This window comes from Microbacterium sp. NPDC086615 (genome assembly GCF_040686055.1).
Lineage (GTDB): Bacteria > Actinomycetota > Actinomycetes > Actinomycetales > Microbacteriaceae > Microbacterium.
Genome location: NZ_JBFBJJ010000014.1, coordinates 26,697 through 43,017 on the forward strand (window position 1 = coordinate 26,697; position 16,321 = coordinate 43,017).

A 16,321-nucleotide genomic window follows, 5' to 3' on the forward strand; every position below is an offset into this window, starting at 1 on the left:
TTCTCTGCCGCGGTATGACTGTCGGTCCGGTGGGCGCGAATCGATCGTCGCTCGACGCGACTGACGCTGGCTCGTGGGCTGTAACCCGGTTCGGGGCGCGTTTCGTCCGATCGGGGCGGGAGTTTCGCGCCCCAAGCGGAAGAACACGCCCCAAACCCCACAAGGTGACGCTGCGCGAACCGTCCTGGGGGTTCCGTCGCGCCGCATCCCTTGTCACCATGAGGGGATGTGGTCGACGCACCCCGTTCCCGGTGACCCGTGGCCCCGCGACATGGTGATCTCCGTCGAAGACCGTCCGCACGCGGCCGACGAGATGCTCTGGGTACGCGAGGCGTATGGCCTCGAGGTCGAGGGCGACGTTCCGCCGCGCCTGACCGACACGCCCGCGCCAGCCGGCCGAGAGCTGACCGCGGCGGAGCGTTCGCGATGGGCGGCCGTCTGGCCGGTTCTCTGGAGAGACGTCATCGAGCACGCGGGGCGGCCGACGGATCACGCGGCGATGGAACGGCTGATGGGCCGTGACCTCCCCGCCGACGAACGCGGGTCGCTGCTCTCGCAGGTCATGGGTCCCTCGTGGCGCGATGAGTTCGGCGACGCCGTGTTCGACGACGCCTCGTACCGACAATGGCAGGATCACTCCTTCGAGGCAGCGCGGTCCACCCGTCCTCGACCCCTCGAGGAGCAGCCGGAGCGCCGCGACCTCGACGCCCTCGTCCCCGCCTGGCGACGCGGGCTCGAGCGCATCGTCGTCCTCGCCTGCCGCGGCCCGTACGTGCGCACGCTCGGCTCGCGTGCCCTGTTGGTCACGACGGAGGTCCGCGAAGAGTCGCGGGCCTACCGGGCGGCGCTGGCCTCGTTCACCCCGCACTGATCACCCGCGATTCCGGATGCCGTGGCGTCCGCGTCCCGAGAGGTGTTGGCCGAGCACGCAGCCGCAGGGGACTCGCCTCGCCGCGCGCGCGACATCTCGGCGAGCACACGAGAAATGCCCCGGAACCGCCGCAGCCCACCGCTGCGGCGGTTCCGGGGCACGATCCGCACACCTGCCGAGCCGGTGCGCGGCACGCGCCCCGAGAGAGCGAGACGCGCGAGTGCCGCACCGCCCCCGGATCATCGAAGGAACCGGGGACGGCGGGGTCTTACAAGCCCTGGGCCAGGCGGTAGTACGCCTGGTTCCAGCGCAGCTCGCTCTGGAAACCGCGGACCGTCGTGTCCTCGTCGATGACGACGAGCTCGGTCTTGGCGATCTCAGCGAAGTCGCGGAACACCTCGATACCCACGGCCGTCGTCATGACGGTGTGGTGCGCGGCTCCCGCGGCGAGCCAGCAGCCGGCCGAGGTCGCGAAGTCGGGGGCGGGCTTCCACACGGCGCGCCCGACGGGGAGCTTCGGCAGGTCGGGGGCGTCGACGTTCTCGACGACGTTCGCCACGAGGCGGAAGCGATCGCGCATGTCGCTCATCGCGACCACGAGCGCGGGGCCGGGGTCGGCGGTGAAGACCAGGCGCACCGGGTCGTCCTTGCCGCCGATGCCGAGCTCGTGGATCTCGAGGCGCGGCTTCTTCGTGGTGAGCGAGGGCGAGACCTCGAGCATGTGGGCGCCGAGGATGCGCTCGGAGCCGGGGACGAGGTCGTACGTGTAGTCCTCCATGAGCGACGCGCCGCCGGGGAGGCCGGCGCCCATGACGTTCGCGACGCGCACGAGGATCGCCGTCTTCCAGTCACCCTCGGCGCCGAAGCCGTAGCCCTCGGCCATGAGGCGCTGCACCGCGAGACCGGGCAGCTGCTTCAGCGCGCCGAGGTCTTCGAACGACGTCGTGAAGGCGCCGAAGCCGCCCTCCTCGAGGAAAGAGCGCAGGCCCAGCTCGATCGCGGCGCCGTCGCGCAGCGACTGGTGGCGTGCGCCGCCGGGGAGCAGCTCGTCCACGACGTCGTAGCTGTCGACGTACTCCTGCACGAGCGCGTCGATGTCGGCATCCGATGCCTTCTCGACGGCCTCGACGAGCTCGTTGACGCCCCACGTGTTGACCTGCACGCCGAAGCGCAGCTCGGCCTCGGTCTTGTCGCCCTCGGTGACCGCGACGAAGCGCATGTTGTCGCCGAAACGCGCGAGCTTGAGGGTGCGGGCGGCGGTCCAGCCGGCGGCGGCGCGCTCCCAGTCCTCGATCCGCTGGCGCACGGCCGGGTTCGACACGTGGCCGACGACGGTCTTCCGCGAAACGCCGAGGCGCGTCTGGATGTACCCGAACTCGCGGTCGCCGTGGGCGGCCTGGTTGAGGTTCATGAAGTCGAAGTCGATGTCGTTCCACGGCAGCTCGACGTTCGCCTGCGTGTGCAGGTGGAGGAGCGGCTTCTGCAGGGCGTCGAGGCCGGAGATCCACATCTTCGCAGGGCTGAAGGTGTGCATCCACGCGATCACGCCGATGACGTCATCGCGGCCGTTGATCTCGAGCGCCATGCGGCGGATGCTGTCGGAGTCCTTCAGCACGGGCTTCCAGACGACCTTCACCGGGAGGCCGTTCAGCCCCTCGACGACGGCCTGCGACTGCTCGGCGACCTGCTTCAGGGTCTCTTCGCCGTAGAGGTTCTGGCTGCCGGTGACGAACCAGACCTCGTAGCCGTCGAGGTCGTTCTTGAGCTTCGTGCGGGTCATTGCTGTTCCTTTTCGAGTGTTCAGAGGGATGCCGCGGCGGCGGCCTCGACGGCGAGGCCCGCGCGGTAACGGTCGAGGTAGGCCGAGAATCCGGCGACGTCCGTCGGGTCGGGGTCGGCGGTGGTGATGGGTGCGTCGGCGAAGACCACCTCGGCCAGGTAGGTATCGAGGTCGCGGCCCGCGCCGTCGGCGACGTAGGCCGCGAGCACGGCCATGCCCCACGCGCCGCCCTCGGACGCCGTCTCGGCGACCGCGACGGGAGCGTCGAGCGCCGCCGCGAGGAAGCGCTGCGCGACCCCCGCGGTGCGGAACATGCCGCCGTGGGCATACATCTTGTCGAGGCCAACGCCCTCGGCGTGCAGCACCGCCATGCCGAGCGCGAGCGTCCCGAAGACGCCGTACAGCTGCGCGCGCATGAAGTTCGGCAGGGTCAGGCGGCTGTCAGGCGTGCGGACGACGAGGGGGCGTCCTTCGTCGAGACCCGCGATGGGCTCTCCGGCGAGGTGGTTGTAGGCCAGCAGCCCACCGGCGTCGGGCTCACCCTCGAGCGCGGCGGAGAAGAGCACCGCGTAGGTGGCATCCGGGGTCTGCGGCACGCCGGCCGCGGCTGAGAAGGCGGTGAACATGTTCGCCCACGCGGCCAGCTCGCTCGCGCCGTTGTTGCAGTGCACCATCGCGACCGCGTCGCCCGAAGGAGTCGTGACGAGGTCAAGTTCGTGGTGCACCTCGTCGAGCGGGCGCTCCAGCACGACCATCGCGAAGATGCTCGTGCCGGCGCTGACGTTGCCCGTGCGGGGAGCGACGGCGCCTGTGGCGACCATGCCGGTGCCGGCATCTCCCTCGGGAGGAGCGAACGGGATGCCAGGGCGCAGGGTTCCGGTCGGGTCGAGGAGCTGTGCCCCGTCGTCGGTGAGGTTCCCCGCCGCCGTTCCCGCCACGAGCACGCGCGGCAGCAGATCGTTCAGCGCCGGGACGCGACCGGCGGCGAGTGCGTCGTAGCGGGCGACCAGCTCGGCGTCGTAGTCACGCGTGGCGGAGTCGATCGGGAACATGCCCGAGGCATCCCCCACACCGAGCACCTTCTCGCCCGTGAGCTTCCAGTGGACGTACCCGGCGAGCGTGGTGAGGAAGCGGATCTCGGGCACGTGCGGTTCGGCATCGACGACCGCCTGGTGCAGGTGCGCGATCGACCACCGGAGCGGGATGTTCACACCCAGCAGCTCGGTGAGCTCGCTGGCTGCGACACCGGTGTTCGTGTTGCGCCACGTTCGGAAGGGCGCGAGCATCTCGCCGTCGGCGTCGAACGCGAGGTAGCCGTGCATCATCGCCGAGACCCCCATCGCCGCGTAGCGCTCGGGAATGACGCCGTACCGCTGCTGCACGTTCTGCACCAGCTCGGCGTAGGCAGCCCGGAGGCCCGACCACACGGCATCCAGAGAGTAGGTCCAGAGCTTGTCGGCGTAGACGTTTTCCCACTCGTGGGAACCGGTCGCGAGCACCTCGGCGTCGGGGCCGATGAGGCACGCCTTGATGCGGGTCGAGCCGAGCTCGATGCCCAGCGAGGCGCGGCCCTGCTCGATGAGGGCGGTGAGTTCGGCGTTCATCGGCGGTCGTCCGTGCTCTGTCCGTAGACGTTCTGGTAGCGGTTGTAGAGGGCGTCGATCTTGTCCTGGGGGATCGGGATGAGGGGGCCAGCCTCGCGCGCGATGTGCACGGTGCGGGCGACGTCTTCTAGCATGACGGCGGCCTTCACGGCATCCTTCGCCGTCGCCCCGATCGTGAACGGGCCGTGGTTCTGCATGATCACGCCGCGCGAGCGGTGGCCGCGCAGGGTCTCGACGATGCCGCGGCCGATCGAGTCGTCGCCGATGATCGCGAACGGGCCGACGGGGATGGGGCCGCCGAACTCGTCGGCCATGGCCGTGATGACGCAGGGGATCTCCTCGCCCCGGGCCGCCCAGGCGACACCGTAGGTCGAGTGCGTGTGCACGACCCCGCCGACCTCGGCCATGTTGCGGTACACGTACGCGTGCGCGGCGGTGTCGCTGGAGGGACTGCGCTCGGAGCCCGGGGTGCCGGGGATCGCATTGCCGTCGAGGTCGCAGAGGATCATGTTCTCGGGCGCCAGGTCGTCGTACGAGACGCCCGAAGGCTTGATGACGAACAGGTCGGCGCCGGGCACGCGACCCGAGACGTTGCCGCCGGTCCAGACGATGAGGTTGTAGCGCACGAGCTCGGCGTGCAGCTTCGCGACGTCGGCGCGGACGGCGTCGATCGCCTCCTGCACCTCGGGGGCGAACGGGGCGGCAGCGGACACGCGGGTCTCCTTCGACTCTCTCGGTGGCGGGTTCCCGAGTCATGTTACCGGTAACATCGCGGGATGGCGAGAGGCGGATGCCACTGCCCGCGGTCGCGCGCGTGCCGGGCTCCGGAGATTTCGAGCGGGCGGGCCGACGGACGTGCGGCTTTCCGCGGGGCACGTCGGCGAACGGTGCCGAATCTCCGGAGTTTCGCACGGGATGCGCCGACCCGGGGTGCCGCGCACACCCGCACAACTCCTGCAGAACAGACCCCGGGATGCCACCTCCCCGACGGCTGAGCCGGATCGCCGGACTTGTGCCCGCCGCCGACCCGGCGGCAGCCGCGGGGCAGCAGCGCGGGGCCGCCGCCGACGCGGCACCCTCGCGGGGCGTCAGCGCGGCGCGGCGGTCGACGCGCGCGGCACCAGCACCGGCTGCGCGGGAGCCGTCGGCTCGTCGCCCAACACCCGCGCCACCGCCTCCGCCGCCTCGCCCTCGACGTCGAGGCGCACCGTGGTGAGCGCGGGCGTGTAGAAGGCGGCATCCGGGTTGTCGTCGAAGCCGGCGACCGAGACGTCGGCCGGAACCGTGATCCCACGGGCGGCGAGCCCCGCCATGAGCCCGAGTGCCATCTGGTCGTTGGCGACCGCCACCGCGGTGGCACCGCGGCGCACGTGCGCGGCCACCGCGTCGGCGACGGCCGCACCGGAGCCGGCACTCCAGTCCCCCTCGACGCGCCCCTCCCGCGCGAGCCCGCGCCGGGCCAAGGCATCGGCGACACCCGCCGTGCGCGCCAGGGCTTCGCGCCAGTCCGGCGGGCCGGCGACCTCGACGATGCGGCGATGTCCGAGGTCCGCGAGATGATCCACGACGAGGGCGGCCGCGTCGCGCTGGCGAATCCCCGACTCGCCGTACAACGGCACGAGCGGCACGTCGTACCCCTCGAGAGGAGTTGCTCCGTGAGCCGCGACGAGCACGATCCCGTCGACCCCCTGGTCGAGCAGGTGGCGCACGGCGGCGTCGATGTCGGCGGGGTCGTCCGAGTCGGTGTACGCGGTCGAGATCCACCGGCCCCGCGCCCGCGCCGCCCGCTCGAGAGCGGCGATACCGGCCGACGGTCCATGCAGAACGGCATCGGATGCCACGACGCCGACGGTCCGGGTGAGACTCGTGCCGAGCGCCCGCGCGGCGTTGTTCACGCGGTAATCCAGCGCCGCGACGGCGGTGAGCACGCGCTCGCGCGTGGCATCTCGAATGCCCGGATAGTCGTTCAACACGCGAGAGACGGTCTGCGGCGAGACCCCGGCTGCCTCGGCGACCTCGCGCATCCCGATGCGCTTGCCTCCGCCGTCGCCGCTCATGGTCCCTCACAGTAGCGGCGCGCAACCCCCTCGGTCGTCCGCGGGTCTTCGTTGTGCCCTGGGAGCATGACCGAGCCGACCGGCATCCCGCCGTTGCACCACTCCCCCGTCGCGCGCACGCTCGGGGCGCTGCTCGCGAACGGCTTCAGCCTGCTGCAACGGCTCCGCCCGCCGCGCCCCATCCACAGCCGCGGAGTCGTGCTCCGCGGTGAGATGCGCTGGATTCCGGATGCCGAGTCCGCCGGCGTCACCTTCATCGACCACGCGCCGCCGGGGCCGGTGCCGGCCATCGCGCGGGTGTCGCGGTCGCTCGGGCTGCCCGCGCCGCTGCCCGACATCATCGGGCTCGCGGTGCGGGTGGATCTCGCGGAGTGGGATCGGGGGACGGCGGGGACTCTGCGCGGGGAAGCCCCCGGACGGCAACCGGGCGCTGCCTCGCCGATGAACGACAAGACGGGCCCGGCCTCGCCCGTCGCTGATGTCGAACTCGCGTCCGCCGGGTGGAACGTCCCCGCGCGCTTCCTGCTGCTGCCCCACCGCCGTGCCGAGCGTGCGCGCCTGGGATCGCTCCTGCCGTTCCGCGGCACGCGCGGCGCCGTCCTGCTCGTGGCCCGCACCGCGTCGGGGCGACCGCCCGCGACGGATCCGCGTGAGCTCGACGGGGCGGACGACACGCCGTGGGTCCTCACGCTCGGGCACGCCACGCCGGCGGGCCCATGGCATCCGTTCGCTCGACTCGTCCTGCGCCTCGACCCCGACCAGGACGACCACGGCCTGCGGTTCGACGCCGTGCGACGCCCGATCCCGGGCGCGCGGTGGCCCGCGTGGGTGCGGGCGGCACGGCAACCGTCGTACGCGAGGGTGCAGCCGCTTGATGCCGAGATCCGAACGCCGACGAGTCAGCCCGCGGCGGCCGGGACGTAACGCGGCACACCCTCGATCTCCCCTTCGCGCGCCCAGGTCATCCCCTCGGCCTCGACGAGGTCGGCGGCAACATCGACCTCGATCTCACGGTGGAAGGTCGGGGCGTCCAGACGGATCAACGGCATGGCGCGACGCTACGGATCGAGGCGCGACGCGACCAGCCCGTTGACGCGACGGATCACTCCTGCGCGCGCAGTGCCGCCACCACGTCGTAACGCTCGCGGATCTCGGGCCGGTGATCGGCGTCGACCGCGCGGGTTGTCGCCACGGTCCAGTCGACCGGGCCGCCGGCGAGAACCCCCGCCGCCTGCCGTGCCGCGCCGAGCGCGACGTACTCACCGGCCGCGGGCACGACGATCTCGGCGTCGAACACCTGCGCCGCGATCCGCGCGACGCCCTCGTTGGCGGCGGCACCGCCGATGAGCAGCACGCGACGGACCTCGACGCCCTGCGCCTGGATCGCCTCGAGCCCCACGGCGAGGCCGCTGAGCATGCCCTCGATCGCCGCGCGGGCGAAGTTCGACCGGTTCGTGGATGCCAGGGTCAGACCCGTCAGCGACGCTTGCGCGTGGGGCAGGTTGGGGGTGCGCTCCCCCTCGAACCACGGCACGAGCACGACGCCACCGGCGCCGGGCTCGGCCTCGAGAGCGAGGGCGCCGAGTTCGTCGTGCGAGACGCCCAGCAGGCCCGCGAACGCGTCGAGAACGCGCGCAGCGTTGAGCGTCGCAACGAGCGGGAGGAACTTGCCCGTCGCGTCGGCGAACCCGGCCACCGTGCCGGTGGTGTCACGGGTCGGGGCGTCGGCGACCGCGAAGACCGTTCCCGAGGTGCCGAGCGACACGACGACGTCGCCCACCCCGGCGCCGAGCCCGAGGGCCGCACCGGCGTTGTCGCCGGCCCCGGGGCCGACGAGAGCGCCACCGTCGAGCGCGCCCGCGCTCTCCCACGGCCCGAGCACGCGCGGCAGCACCGCCTCGTGGCCCAGCGCGCGGGTGAAGAGGTCGAGGTCGTAGCCGTCCGCTCCCCAGTACGCGGTGCCCGAGGCATCGGAACGGTCGGTGACGAGCTCCTCGAGCACGGCGTTGCCGGGGCCGAAGCCGCGCAGACGCCACGTCAGCCAGTCGTGCGGCAGCGCGACCGCGGCCACGCGCGCGGCGTTCTCGGGCTCGGCGTCACGCAGCCAGCGCAGCTTCGTCCCGGTGAACGAGGCGACCGGCACCGCGCCGGTGCGTTCGGCGTACTCGGCCGCACCGACCTCGTCGATGAGGTCACGCGCCGCCTGCGCCGAGCGGGTGTCGTTCCACAGCAGCGCGTCGCGGATGACCGCGCCGCCCGCGTCGAGCACGACCATGCCGTGCTGCTGACCCGCGATCGAGACCGCCGCGACGTCGTCGAGGCCGCCGGCCTGGCCGATGGCATCCTGCAACGCGACCCACCACGCCTCGGGATCGACCGACGTCCCCGCAGGATGCGACGCACGCCCCTCGCGCACCACGCGCCCGGTCTCGGCGTCGACGACGACGACCTTGCACGACTGCGTCGACGAATCGACTCCCATGACGAGCGCCATGCTCACTCCCTCTGTTCGCGCCGCACCGGTGCGGCATCCCGTTCAGTGTCCAAGACACGCCGTTTCACGCGGGGGCGATGCGGCGTGTCTTGGACACTCGACGGAAAGAAGGGCCCGGATGCCGTGGCATCCGGGCCCCACGCGGATCAGCGCGCGCCGAGCAGGTGCTCGGTGGCGAGCTGCTGCAGGCGGACGAAGCCGAAGCCCTTGCCGCCGAGGTACACGTCGGTGTCGAAGTCCTCGTACGCCGAGCGGTCGGCCAGCAGATCGTCGTACGACTCGCCCTCATTGAGCGTCGGCTGCGCGAGCTCGAGCACCTTGGCGGCCTCGAGGGCCTCCTGCACCTCGGGGTCGGCGCGGAAGGCCGCGGCGCGCTCCTTCAGCAGCAGGTAGGTGTTCATGTTGGCCGAGACCGAGTCCCAGACGCCCGTCTCGTCCTCGGTACGCGAGGGCTTGTAGTCGAAGTGGCGCGGGCCGTCGTACGCGGGAACGCCGCCGGGGCCGCCGTTCTCGAGCAGGTCGACGAGAGCGAAGGCGTTGTGCAGGTCGCCGTGACCGAAGACGAGGTCCTGGTCGTACTTGATGCCGCGCTGACCGTTGAGGTCGATGTGGTAGAGCTTGCCGTGGTAGAGCGCCTGGGCAATGCCGGCGGCGAAGTTCAGGCCCGCCATCTGCTCGTGGCCGACCTCGGGGTTGAGGCCCACGAGCTCGGGGCGCTCGAGCGAGTCGATGAACGCCAGCGCGTGGCCGAGGGTCGGCAGCAGGATGTCTCCGCGCGGCTCGTTCGGCTTGGGCTCGATCGCGAAGCGGATGTCGTAGCCCTTGTCGGTGACGTAGTCGCCGAGCAGGTTCACGGCCTCGCGGTAGCGCTCGAGCGCCTGGCGGATGTCCTTCGCGGAGTCGTACTCGGCGCCCTCGCGGCCGCCCCACATGACGAACGTCTTGGCGCCGAGCTCGGCGGCGAGGTCGAGGTTGCGCAGCACCTTGCGGAGCGCGAAGCGGCGCACCTGGCGATCGTTCGACGTGAAGCCGCCGTCCTTGAAGACGGGGGCCGAGAAGAGGTTGGTCGTCACCATCGGCACGATCACGCCGGTGTCGGCGAGAGCGCCCTTCAGGCGATCGATCTGCGTCTGGCGCTCGGCATCCGTGGATCCGAAGGCGAACAGGTCGTCGTCGTGGAACGTCAGTCCGTAGGCGCCGAGCTCGGACAGCTTCTCGACCGCGTGCACGACGTCGAGTGCCGGGCGAGTCGGGCCACCGAACGGGTCGGCACCGTTGTAGCCGATCGTCCAGAGTCCGAACGAGAACTTGTCATCGCGGGTGGGGGTGGGCATTCCTGCTCCTTCGCATGGAGACGCACGAGTGCGCGGTGACGCACGGCGGGTTTGTTGGTGCTCACAACATATACCCCGGATGCCACGGCGTCCAGCCCCGAAGGCCCACCTCGGCATATACTGACTTATATATCGAGAGGAGCCACCCATGGCAGTCACCAGCGTCGATCTCGATCCACGACTTCTCGAACGCGCGCGTCTCGTAACCGGCGAGCCGTCCAACCGCGCGGTGCTCGACCTCGCCCTGCGTCGGCTCATCGCGTCGAAGCAGAAAGACGCGATGATCGCCGGAATCGCCGGGCTCACCGACCTCGAAGCCGAACTGGATTCCCCCGTCACCACTCCGACCCCGTGACGGACTACCTGGTCGACAACTCGGTCTGGGCACGCTTGGCTTCGGGCGACCCCGCCATTCGAACGCGGCTCGACAGGATCGCGCGGTCCCCGTCGGACCTCTTCGTCACGTGCCCACCCCAGGTGCTGGAGTTCTGCCACAGCGCCCGTTCGCCCGAGGAGCATGCGCACTACCTCGAGCAGATATCGCTGGGTTTTCCCCTGGAGCGCGCTCCCGACGAGTCACTCGCCGTCGGCATCCAATCCGCTCTCTGGAACGCCGGACTCGTGCGCGTTGCGGGTGCGGTGGACATCCTGATCGCCGCGTACGCGATCGCCAACGACGCGACCATTCTCAGCGCCGACCACGACTTCGACCACATCGCCGCCGTGAGCGACCTCGCGCACGAATTCGTCGCTCCGACACTCTGACGCGCCCGCCTCAGCGCCCGAGCGCCGCGTCCACGACCGCGAACACCGCCGGATCCCACGTCAGCGCACGCTCCCACGGCAGACCGAAGCCCTCGGCGAGGAAGATGCTGTGCACGTGATCGGGGAACGAATGCCGCTCGACCTCGGGGAGCACCGCGGCCGGCACCTCGTCGGCCCGACCGCTCGTGAGCGAGACGAGTCCGTCGTGCGGCCAGAGCTGCACCGGCTCGGTCGCCGCCGAGAAGTACCCCGCGCCGATCGCGGTCACCGGGATGCCGTCGAGCACCCCCGCCTGCGCGTCGTTCCAGCCGCGCAGGAACCGGCGGGAGACCTCCGCTGCGGCGCCCTGCGAGTTGGCATCCGCGTAGGGCCGCACCTCGGCGAAGATCTGCAGCGTCGCGGGGTCACCGTGCGCGTCGGCCTCGGTGATCTCATCGTCGAGCAGGTCGCCGAGGACCGAACCGTCCCACGGGGTGCCGAGCGTGACGAGACGCTCGACCCGCGGGCCGTCGCTGGCGAGCTCGCGGATCGCGGCGCGCGAGAACAGCCCGCCCATCGAGTGCCCGACGAGGTCGACGCTGCCCACACCCTCCGTGGCGGCGAGATGACGAAGGAACCCGGCGAGTGCCACGCCCGCGTCGTCGACGCGACCGACCGCGTTGATCGTCACCTCGGCGGGCAGCACGACCGGCACGTCGGCGAAGCCCTGCCACCCGGCATCCTCCCGCACCTCCCCCGCCCCGATCCGCGCCGGCGCGGTGAAGACGCGGATGCCACGGGCGAGGAAGTGCGCGCGGAGCGCGGTCATCGTGTTGCCCGCGGCCAGACCCGACGCCGCGGCGTGCTCGGTGTCGGTGTACGGGGTGACGGCGGCACCGCCGGAGACGAGGACGACGGCATCGGTCATGGCGCTCAGATTACCGACCCGCGCATTCACGTTGAGTGTCCAGAACACGCCGCAACGCTTCGCCCCGTTACGGCGTGTCTTGGACAGTCACCGATGTCGCGCGGCGCAGCGCAGCGCGGGTGCGCAGCGCGACGCGGCGGGCGCGGGTGGCGCGGGGGGCGCGCGTGGCGCAGCGCGTCAGTTCGGCAGCGCGTCCTCGATCGCGGCGATGACCTCGGGGGCGTCCGGCAGCGTGCGCGGGCTGAAACGAGTCACGCGACCGTCGGGCGCGACGACGAACTTCTCGAAGTTCCACGAGATGCGGCCCTTCTTGCCCTCGGCATCCGGGGTCTGCGTGAGCTCCTGGTAGAGCGGGTGCGCGTGGCGCCCGTTGACCTTGACCTTCTCCGACATCGGGAAGGTCACACCCCACGTCGCCGAGCAGTACTCCGCGATCTTCTCTTCGTCGCTCAGCTCCTGCAGGAACTGGTTGCTCGGGAAGCCGATGACCGTGAACCCGCGGTCCGCGTACTTCTTGTGCAGCGCCTCGAGCGCCTCGTACTGCGGCGCGAGACCGCACCGCGAAGCGACGTTGACGACGAGCGCCGCCTTGCCGTCGGTGAGACCGCCGAAGGTCGTCTGCTCGCCGCGGATGGTCGTGATCGGGATGCCGGAGAGGTCCATACATCGATCCTGGCACCGCCCGCTTTGCCCGGGGTGGGAATGCGGTCACGACTTCGCCGCCCATAAACGCGATCGGCGCACAGAAACACGCTGTGCTCGCGTTTCTGTGCGCGGATCGCGTTTATGCGGGTGGGGTGGGTGCTGCGCGGGGCGGGAGCGCGCCTGACCGACACCCACGACCGGGGCGCGACGCCCGCAACCGGGGCGCGTCGCCCGCAACCGGGGCGCGTCGCCCACAACCGGGGCGCGTCGCCCGCGGACAGGCGCGGGATGCCACCACCCCGGCGGCGACGCCCACCGCGCCGCCGCCGGAGTGGCATCCGTTCAGCGGCTGGAGTAGCCGCCGTCGATGGGGAGCGAGACGCCCGAGATCATGGCGGCGCCGTCGCTGAGAAGGAAGACGATCGGGGCGGCGATGTCGTCTTCGGTCGCCCACTTGTGCAGCGGCATCGCCTCGAGGAAGGGGCCCTCGATGTCGGGGCGCCCCCAGTACCAGGCCGACATCGGCGTCATGACGACGGTCGGGTTGACGCTGTTGACGCGGATGCCGTAGCCGCCCAGTTCGAGGGCCGAGACGCGCGTGATGTTGTCGAGCGCGGCTTTCGACGAGCCGTACGAGATGTGCCCGGTGAGGGCGACGAGGCTGGCCTGGCTCGAGACGTTGACGATCGCGCCGCCCTTGCCGACGCGGATCATCTCGCGCGACGCGTACTTGGTCACCAACAGCGAACCGCGCGCGTTGATGCTCATGACCTTGTCGAAGACATCGATGTCGGTCTCCATGGGGGTGGCGATCTCGCCGCCCCACCCACCGCAGTTCACGACGCCGTAGATGTCGCGGCCCTCGATGGCCGTGCGGATCTCGTCCTCGGACTCGAGGTCGAACACGACGGGCTCGGCGCCGGTCTCGGCGGCGATCGCGGCGACGCTGTCGGCCGTGCGGCCGGCCGCGAGCACGGTGGCGCCCGCCGCGACGAGGTGGCGCACGGTCGCGCCGCCGATACCGCCACCGGCGCCGGTGACGAGGATGGTGCGGTCGGTGAGTTCGGTCATGGGAGGGCTCTTTCGCGGGTCCTGGAGGCAAGGACGACGGCGGTGTCGTCGCGGCCCATGATAACCACAGAATCACGCGGATGACTTCGGTGTCATGACGAATTGATCACGGGTGTTGACACCGGTGACATGGCGGGCTTACCGTAACCGGAGTTCGACCGGCGGCCATCCCCGCCGGACACGCTCCACAGACGCAGCGCTCCGACGTGCGGCGTCGCCCGGAAGGACCACACCGCCGTGACCCACACCCCGCCCACTGCCGCGACGCCCGCCGCCGCGACCCTGCGCCTCGACGATCTCGTCACCCGAGCGCGCCGGCTGGTCGACTCGGGCGAGCGTCGCGTTCTCGGGCTCACGGGCACCCCGGGCGCGGGCAAGTCCACCGTCAGCGACGCGTTGCTCGCCGCTCTCGGCGCCGACGCCGTTCTCGTCGGCATGGACGGCTTCCACCTCGCGAACGAGGAGCTCGTACGGCTCGGCCGCCGGGACCGGAAGGGCGCCCCCGACACATTCGACGTCGAGGGCTACATCGCTCTGCTCGATCGCATCCGCGCCGGCCACGCGGTGTACGCCCCGCGCTTCGACCGCGACCTCGAGGAGTCGATCGGCTCCGCGGTCCTCGTCCCGGCCGACGTCCCGCTGGTCATCACCGAGGGCAACTACCTGCTGCACGACGCTCTCGGGTGGGATGCCGTGGCATCCCGTCTCGACGAGGCCTGGTTCCTCGACGTCGACGCCGACGCGCGCCGCGACCGCCTCGTGGCGCGCCGCCTCTCGCACGGCCACCCCCGGGAAGAGGCTGTCGCCTGGGTCCGCGACGTCGACGAAGCCAACGCCCTCATCGTCGAGCGGGGCCGCCACCGCGCCGATCTCGTCATCACCGTCACCGACGCTCCCAGCCGGGTCGTCGGACATCACGAAGGAGCTTCCTCATGAGCACCACCACGACCACCCCGGTGCTGCAGGCGCGGGGCCTGTCGCGCCAGTTCGGATCCGTCCGCGCCCTCAACAACGTCGATTTCGAGGTCTACCCGGGCGAGGTCACCGCGCTCATCGGCGACAACGGCGCGGGCAAGTCCACGCTCGTGAAAGCGCTGTCGGGAAACCTCGCGGTCGACGAGGGCGAGATCCTCTTCGACGGCAAGCCGATCGACATGTCGAACCCGCAGGTCGCGTCGTCGCTCGGCATCGAGACCGTCTACCAGGACCTCGCCCTCGCCCCCCACCTCGACCCGGTGCAGAACATGTACCTGGGTCGGGAGATCCGTCGCCCCGGGCTGGCCGGTGCTCTCGGCTTCATGAAGACCAAGGACATGGCCAAGGCCTCGCGCGCCGCGTTCGACGAGCTGGGTGCCACGGTCCGCAGCCTGACCTCCCCCGTCGGCGAGATGTCGGGCGGACAGCGCCAGGCCATCGCGATCGCCCGCGCGGTGCACTGGGCCTCGCGCGTGGTCTTCCTCGACGAGCCGACCGCCGCGCTCGGCGTGCGTCAGACGAAGAACGTGCTCGAGACCATCCGCCGGGTACGTGACAAGGGCATCGCCGTGGTCTTCATCTCGCACTCGATGCCGCACGTGATCGACGTCTCCGACCGCATCCAGGTCCTGCGCCTGGGCACCCGCGTCGCGAACATCAACGCGAAAGACACCTCCATGGAAGAACTCGTCGGGCTCATGACCGGCGCCGTCACGAAGGACGACCAGAAGTGAGCACCACGACTCCCCCCACCGAGACCGTCGCGATCGGCACGTTCGACGACAACCAGAGAATCAACCCGGTCCGCCGGGTCCTGCGCACCCAGGCGTTCCAGATCCTCCTGGTACTGCTAGCGATCATCATCGTCTTCAGCATCATCGCGCCCGACTCGTTCGCGCAGTGGACCAACTTCCGCCTGATCATCCAGAACGCCTCGATCCTCGCCGTCCTCGCGGTCGGCATGACCTACGTGATCATCACCGCCGGCATCGACCTGTCGGTGGGGTCGGTCCTCGTGTTCTCCGGCGTCGTCGCCGCGATCGTCATGCGGGCGATGGGCGGCGAGGGCTGGGGCGTCGCGATCGTCGGCATCCTCGTCGCGATCCTCAGCGGAGTGTGCTGGGGGCTGCTGAACGGCTTCCTCATCGCGAAGGCGAAGATCCCGCCGCTCATCGTCACGCTGGGCTCGCTCGGCATGGCCCTGGGGCTGGCGCAGATTCTCACCGGCGGCGTCGATATCCGCGACGTGCCCACGGTGCTGACCGTCTCGATCGGCTACGGCAACGTGTTCGGTAGCGTCCCGATCATCAGCGTCATCGCGCTCGTCGTCGTCGTGGTCGGCGCGATCGTGCTGCACTTCACCCGATTCGGCCTGTACACGCTGGCCGTCGGGTCGAGCGAGATCGCTGCCCGTCGCGTCGGTGTCAAGGTCGACGCTCAGCTGATCAAGATCTACACGATCTCGGGTGCCCTGGCCGGGCTCGGCGGCATCCTGTCGCTCTCGCAGTTCTCGACGACAGCGATCGCCGGTCAGTCACAGACCAACCTCAACGTCATCGCCGCGGTCGTGATCGGCGGCACCTCGCTCTTCGGCGGGGTCGGCACGATCATGGGCACGGTCGTGGGCCTCTTCATCCCGGCGGTGCTGCAGAACGGCTTCGTCATCACCGGTGTCCAGCCCTTCTGGCAGCAGGTCGCCGTCGGCGCGGTGCTGATCGCCGCGGTCTACGTCGACCAGGTCCGCCGCTCGGCCGCCATGCGCGGCAACACCCAGAGCCTCTGGCGCAAGTTCGTCAGCGGAGGTCGGCGCGGCTGAGC

Annotated in this window: 17 protein-coding genes; 7 read left to right on the forward strand and 10 right to left on the reverse strand. The window is 70.8% G+C overall.

The features are described 5' to 3' along the window. Window positions 1-226: 226 nt before the first annotated feature. Entirely contained in the window at window positions 227-871 is a 645-nt protein-coding gene (locus AB0O24_RS14045) for a hypothetical protein (RefSeq protein ID WP_275799799.1), read from the forward strand. 268 nt (window positions 872-1,139) lie between these two features. On the opposite strand, the gene araA is transcribed toward AB0O24_RS14045, so the two are convergent. The 4 genes from araA to AB0O24_RS14065 all read right to left on the reverse strand — a co-directional run bounded on the left by araA (window position 1,140) and on the right by AB0O24_RS14065 (window position 6,312). Beyond that, a complete protein-coding gene (araA, locus tag AB0O24_RS14050; RefSeq protein WP_275796334.1) occupies window positions 1,140-2,651 on the reverse strand; it encodes an L-arabinose isomerase in 1,512 nt (503 codons plus the stop codon). 20 nt (window positions 2,652-2,671) lie between these two features. Continuing rightward, window positions 2,672-4,255 carry an FGGY-family carbohydrate kinase gene (locus AB0O24_RS14055; RefSeq protein WP_275796333.1) on the reverse strand — a complete coding sequence of 528 codons (1,584 nt, stop codon included), beginning with the start codon at window positions 4,253-4,255 and terminating at the stop codon, window positions 2,672-2,674. Beyond that, a complete protein-coding gene (locus AB0O24_RS14060; protein ID WP_307384939.1) occupies window positions 4,252-4,968 on the reverse strand; it encodes an L-ribulose-5-phosphate 4-epimerase in 717 nt (238 codons plus the stop codon). The genes AB0O24_RS14055 and AB0O24_RS14060 overlap by 4 nt, the downstream gene beginning before the upstream one ends. 375 nt (window positions 4,969-5,343) lie before the next feature. Continuing rightward, complete coding sequence (locus AB0O24_RS14065; protein ID WP_307384938.1) at window positions 5,344-6,312, reverse strand: LacI family DNA-binding transcriptional regulator; 969 nt, start codon at window positions 6,310-6,312, stop codon at window positions 5,344-5,346. 66 nt (window positions 6,313-6,378) lie between these two features. On the opposite strand from AB0O24_RS14065, the gene AB0O24_RS14070 reads away from it, so the two are divergent. Then, complete coding sequence (locus AB0O24_RS14070) at window positions 6,379-7,236, forward strand: hypothetical protein (RefSeq protein WP_363375713.1); 858 nt, start codon at window positions 6,379-6,381, stop codon at window positions 7,234-7,236. On the opposite strand, the gene AB0O24_RS14075 is transcribed toward AB0O24_RS14070, so the two are convergent. From AB0O24_RS14075 to xylA, 3 genes are all read right to left on the reverse strand, one after another. Then, window positions 7,212-7,361 carry a hypothetical protein gene (locus tag AB0O24_RS14075; protein ID WP_307384936.1) on the reverse strand — a complete coding sequence of 50 codons (150 nt, stop codon included), beginning with the start codon at window positions 7,359-7,361 and terminating at the stop codon, window positions 7,212-7,214. The two genes, AB0O24_RS14070 and AB0O24_RS14075, sit on opposite strands and share 25 nt — an antisense overlap. A gap of 53 nt (window positions 7,362-7,414) precedes the next feature. Next, a complete protein-coding gene (gene xylB, locus AB0O24_RS14080; RefSeq protein ID WP_363375715.1) occupies window positions 7,415-8,806 on the reverse strand; it encodes a xylulokinase in 1,392 nt (463 codons plus the stop codon). A 146-nt stretch (window positions 8,807-8,952) separates the two neighbouring features. After that, window positions 8,953-10,140 carry a xylose isomerase gene (gene xylA, locus AB0O24_RS14085; protein ID WP_307384934.1) on the reverse strand — a complete coding sequence of 396 codons (1,188 nt, stop codon included), beginning with the start codon at window positions 10,138-10,140 and terminating at the stop codon, window positions 8,953-8,955. Window positions 10,141-10,288: 148 nt separating this feature from the next. On the opposite strand from xylA, the gene AB0O24_RS14090 reads away from it, so the two are divergent. After that, the gene (locus AB0O24_RS14090; RefSeq protein WP_275798299.1) at window positions 10,289-10,495 is read left to right on the forward strand and encodes a type II toxin-antitoxin system VapB family antitoxin; all 207 of its coding nucleotides are present in this window, start codon (window positions 10,289-10,291) and stop codon (window positions 10,493-10,495) included. Then, the gene (locus tag AB0O24_RS14095; RefSeq protein WP_363375718.1) at window positions 10,492-10,905 is read left to right on the forward strand and encodes a PIN domain-containing protein; all 414 of its coding nucleotides are present in this window, start codon (window positions 10,492-10,494) and stop codon (window positions 10,903-10,905) included. Before AB0O24_RS14090 ends, AB0O24_RS14095 begins: the two co-directional genes overlap by 4 nt. 10 nt (window positions 10,906-10,915) lie before the next feature. On the opposite strand, the gene AB0O24_RS14100 is transcribed toward AB0O24_RS14095, so the two are convergent. The 3 genes from AB0O24_RS14100 to AB0O24_RS14110 form a co-directional block, all read right to left on the reverse strand. Beyond that, the gene (locus AB0O24_RS14100; protein WP_363375721.1) at window positions 10,916-11,812 is read right to left on the reverse strand and encodes an alpha/beta hydrolase; all 897 of its coding nucleotides are present in this window, start codon (window positions 11,810-11,812) and stop codon (window positions 10,916-10,918) included. A gap of 177 nt (window positions 11,813-11,989) precedes the next feature. Continuing rightward, window positions 11,990-12,475, reverse strand: a complete 486-nt coding sequence (locus tag AB0O24_RS14105) for a glutathione peroxidase (protein ID WP_058597352.1) — start codon at window positions 12,473-12,475, stop codon at window positions 11,990-11,992. 324 nt (window positions 12,476-12,799) lie between these two features. Continuing rightward, a complete protein-coding gene (locus tag AB0O24_RS14110; RefSeq protein ID WP_275800412.1) occupies window positions 12,800-13,528 on the reverse strand; it encodes an SDR family oxidoreductase in 729 nt (242 codons plus the stop codon). A 237-nt stretch (window positions 13,529-13,765) separates the two neighbouring features. On the opposite strand from AB0O24_RS14110, the gene AB0O24_RS14115 reads away from it, so the two are divergent. From AB0O24_RS14115 to AB0O24_RS14125, 3 genes are read left to right on the forward strand one after another with little or no spacing between them, the layout of a single operon-like run. Next, complete coding sequence (locus AB0O24_RS14115; RefSeq protein ID WP_275800414.1) at window positions 13,766-14,464, forward strand: nucleoside/nucleotide kinase family protein; 699 nt, start codon at window positions 13,766-13,768, stop codon at window positions 14,462-14,464. Further along, on the forward strand, window positions 14,461-15,237 hold the full coding sequence (locus tag AB0O24_RS14120; protein ID WP_275800417.1) for an ATP-binding cassette domain-containing protein: 777 nt from the start codon (window positions 14,461-14,463) through the stop codon (window positions 15,235-15,237). The genes AB0O24_RS14115 and AB0O24_RS14120 overlap by 4 nt, the downstream gene beginning before the upstream one ends. After that, window positions 15,234-16,319 carry an ABC transporter permease gene (locus AB0O24_RS14125; RefSeq protein WP_363375725.1) on the forward strand — a complete coding sequence of 362 codons (1,086 nt, stop codon included), beginning with the start codon at window positions 15,234-15,236 and terminating at the stop codon, window positions 16,317-16,319. The genes AB0O24_RS14120 and AB0O24_RS14125 overlap by 4 nt, the downstream gene beginning before the upstream one ends. Window positions 16,320-16,321: the final 2 nt, after the last annotated feature.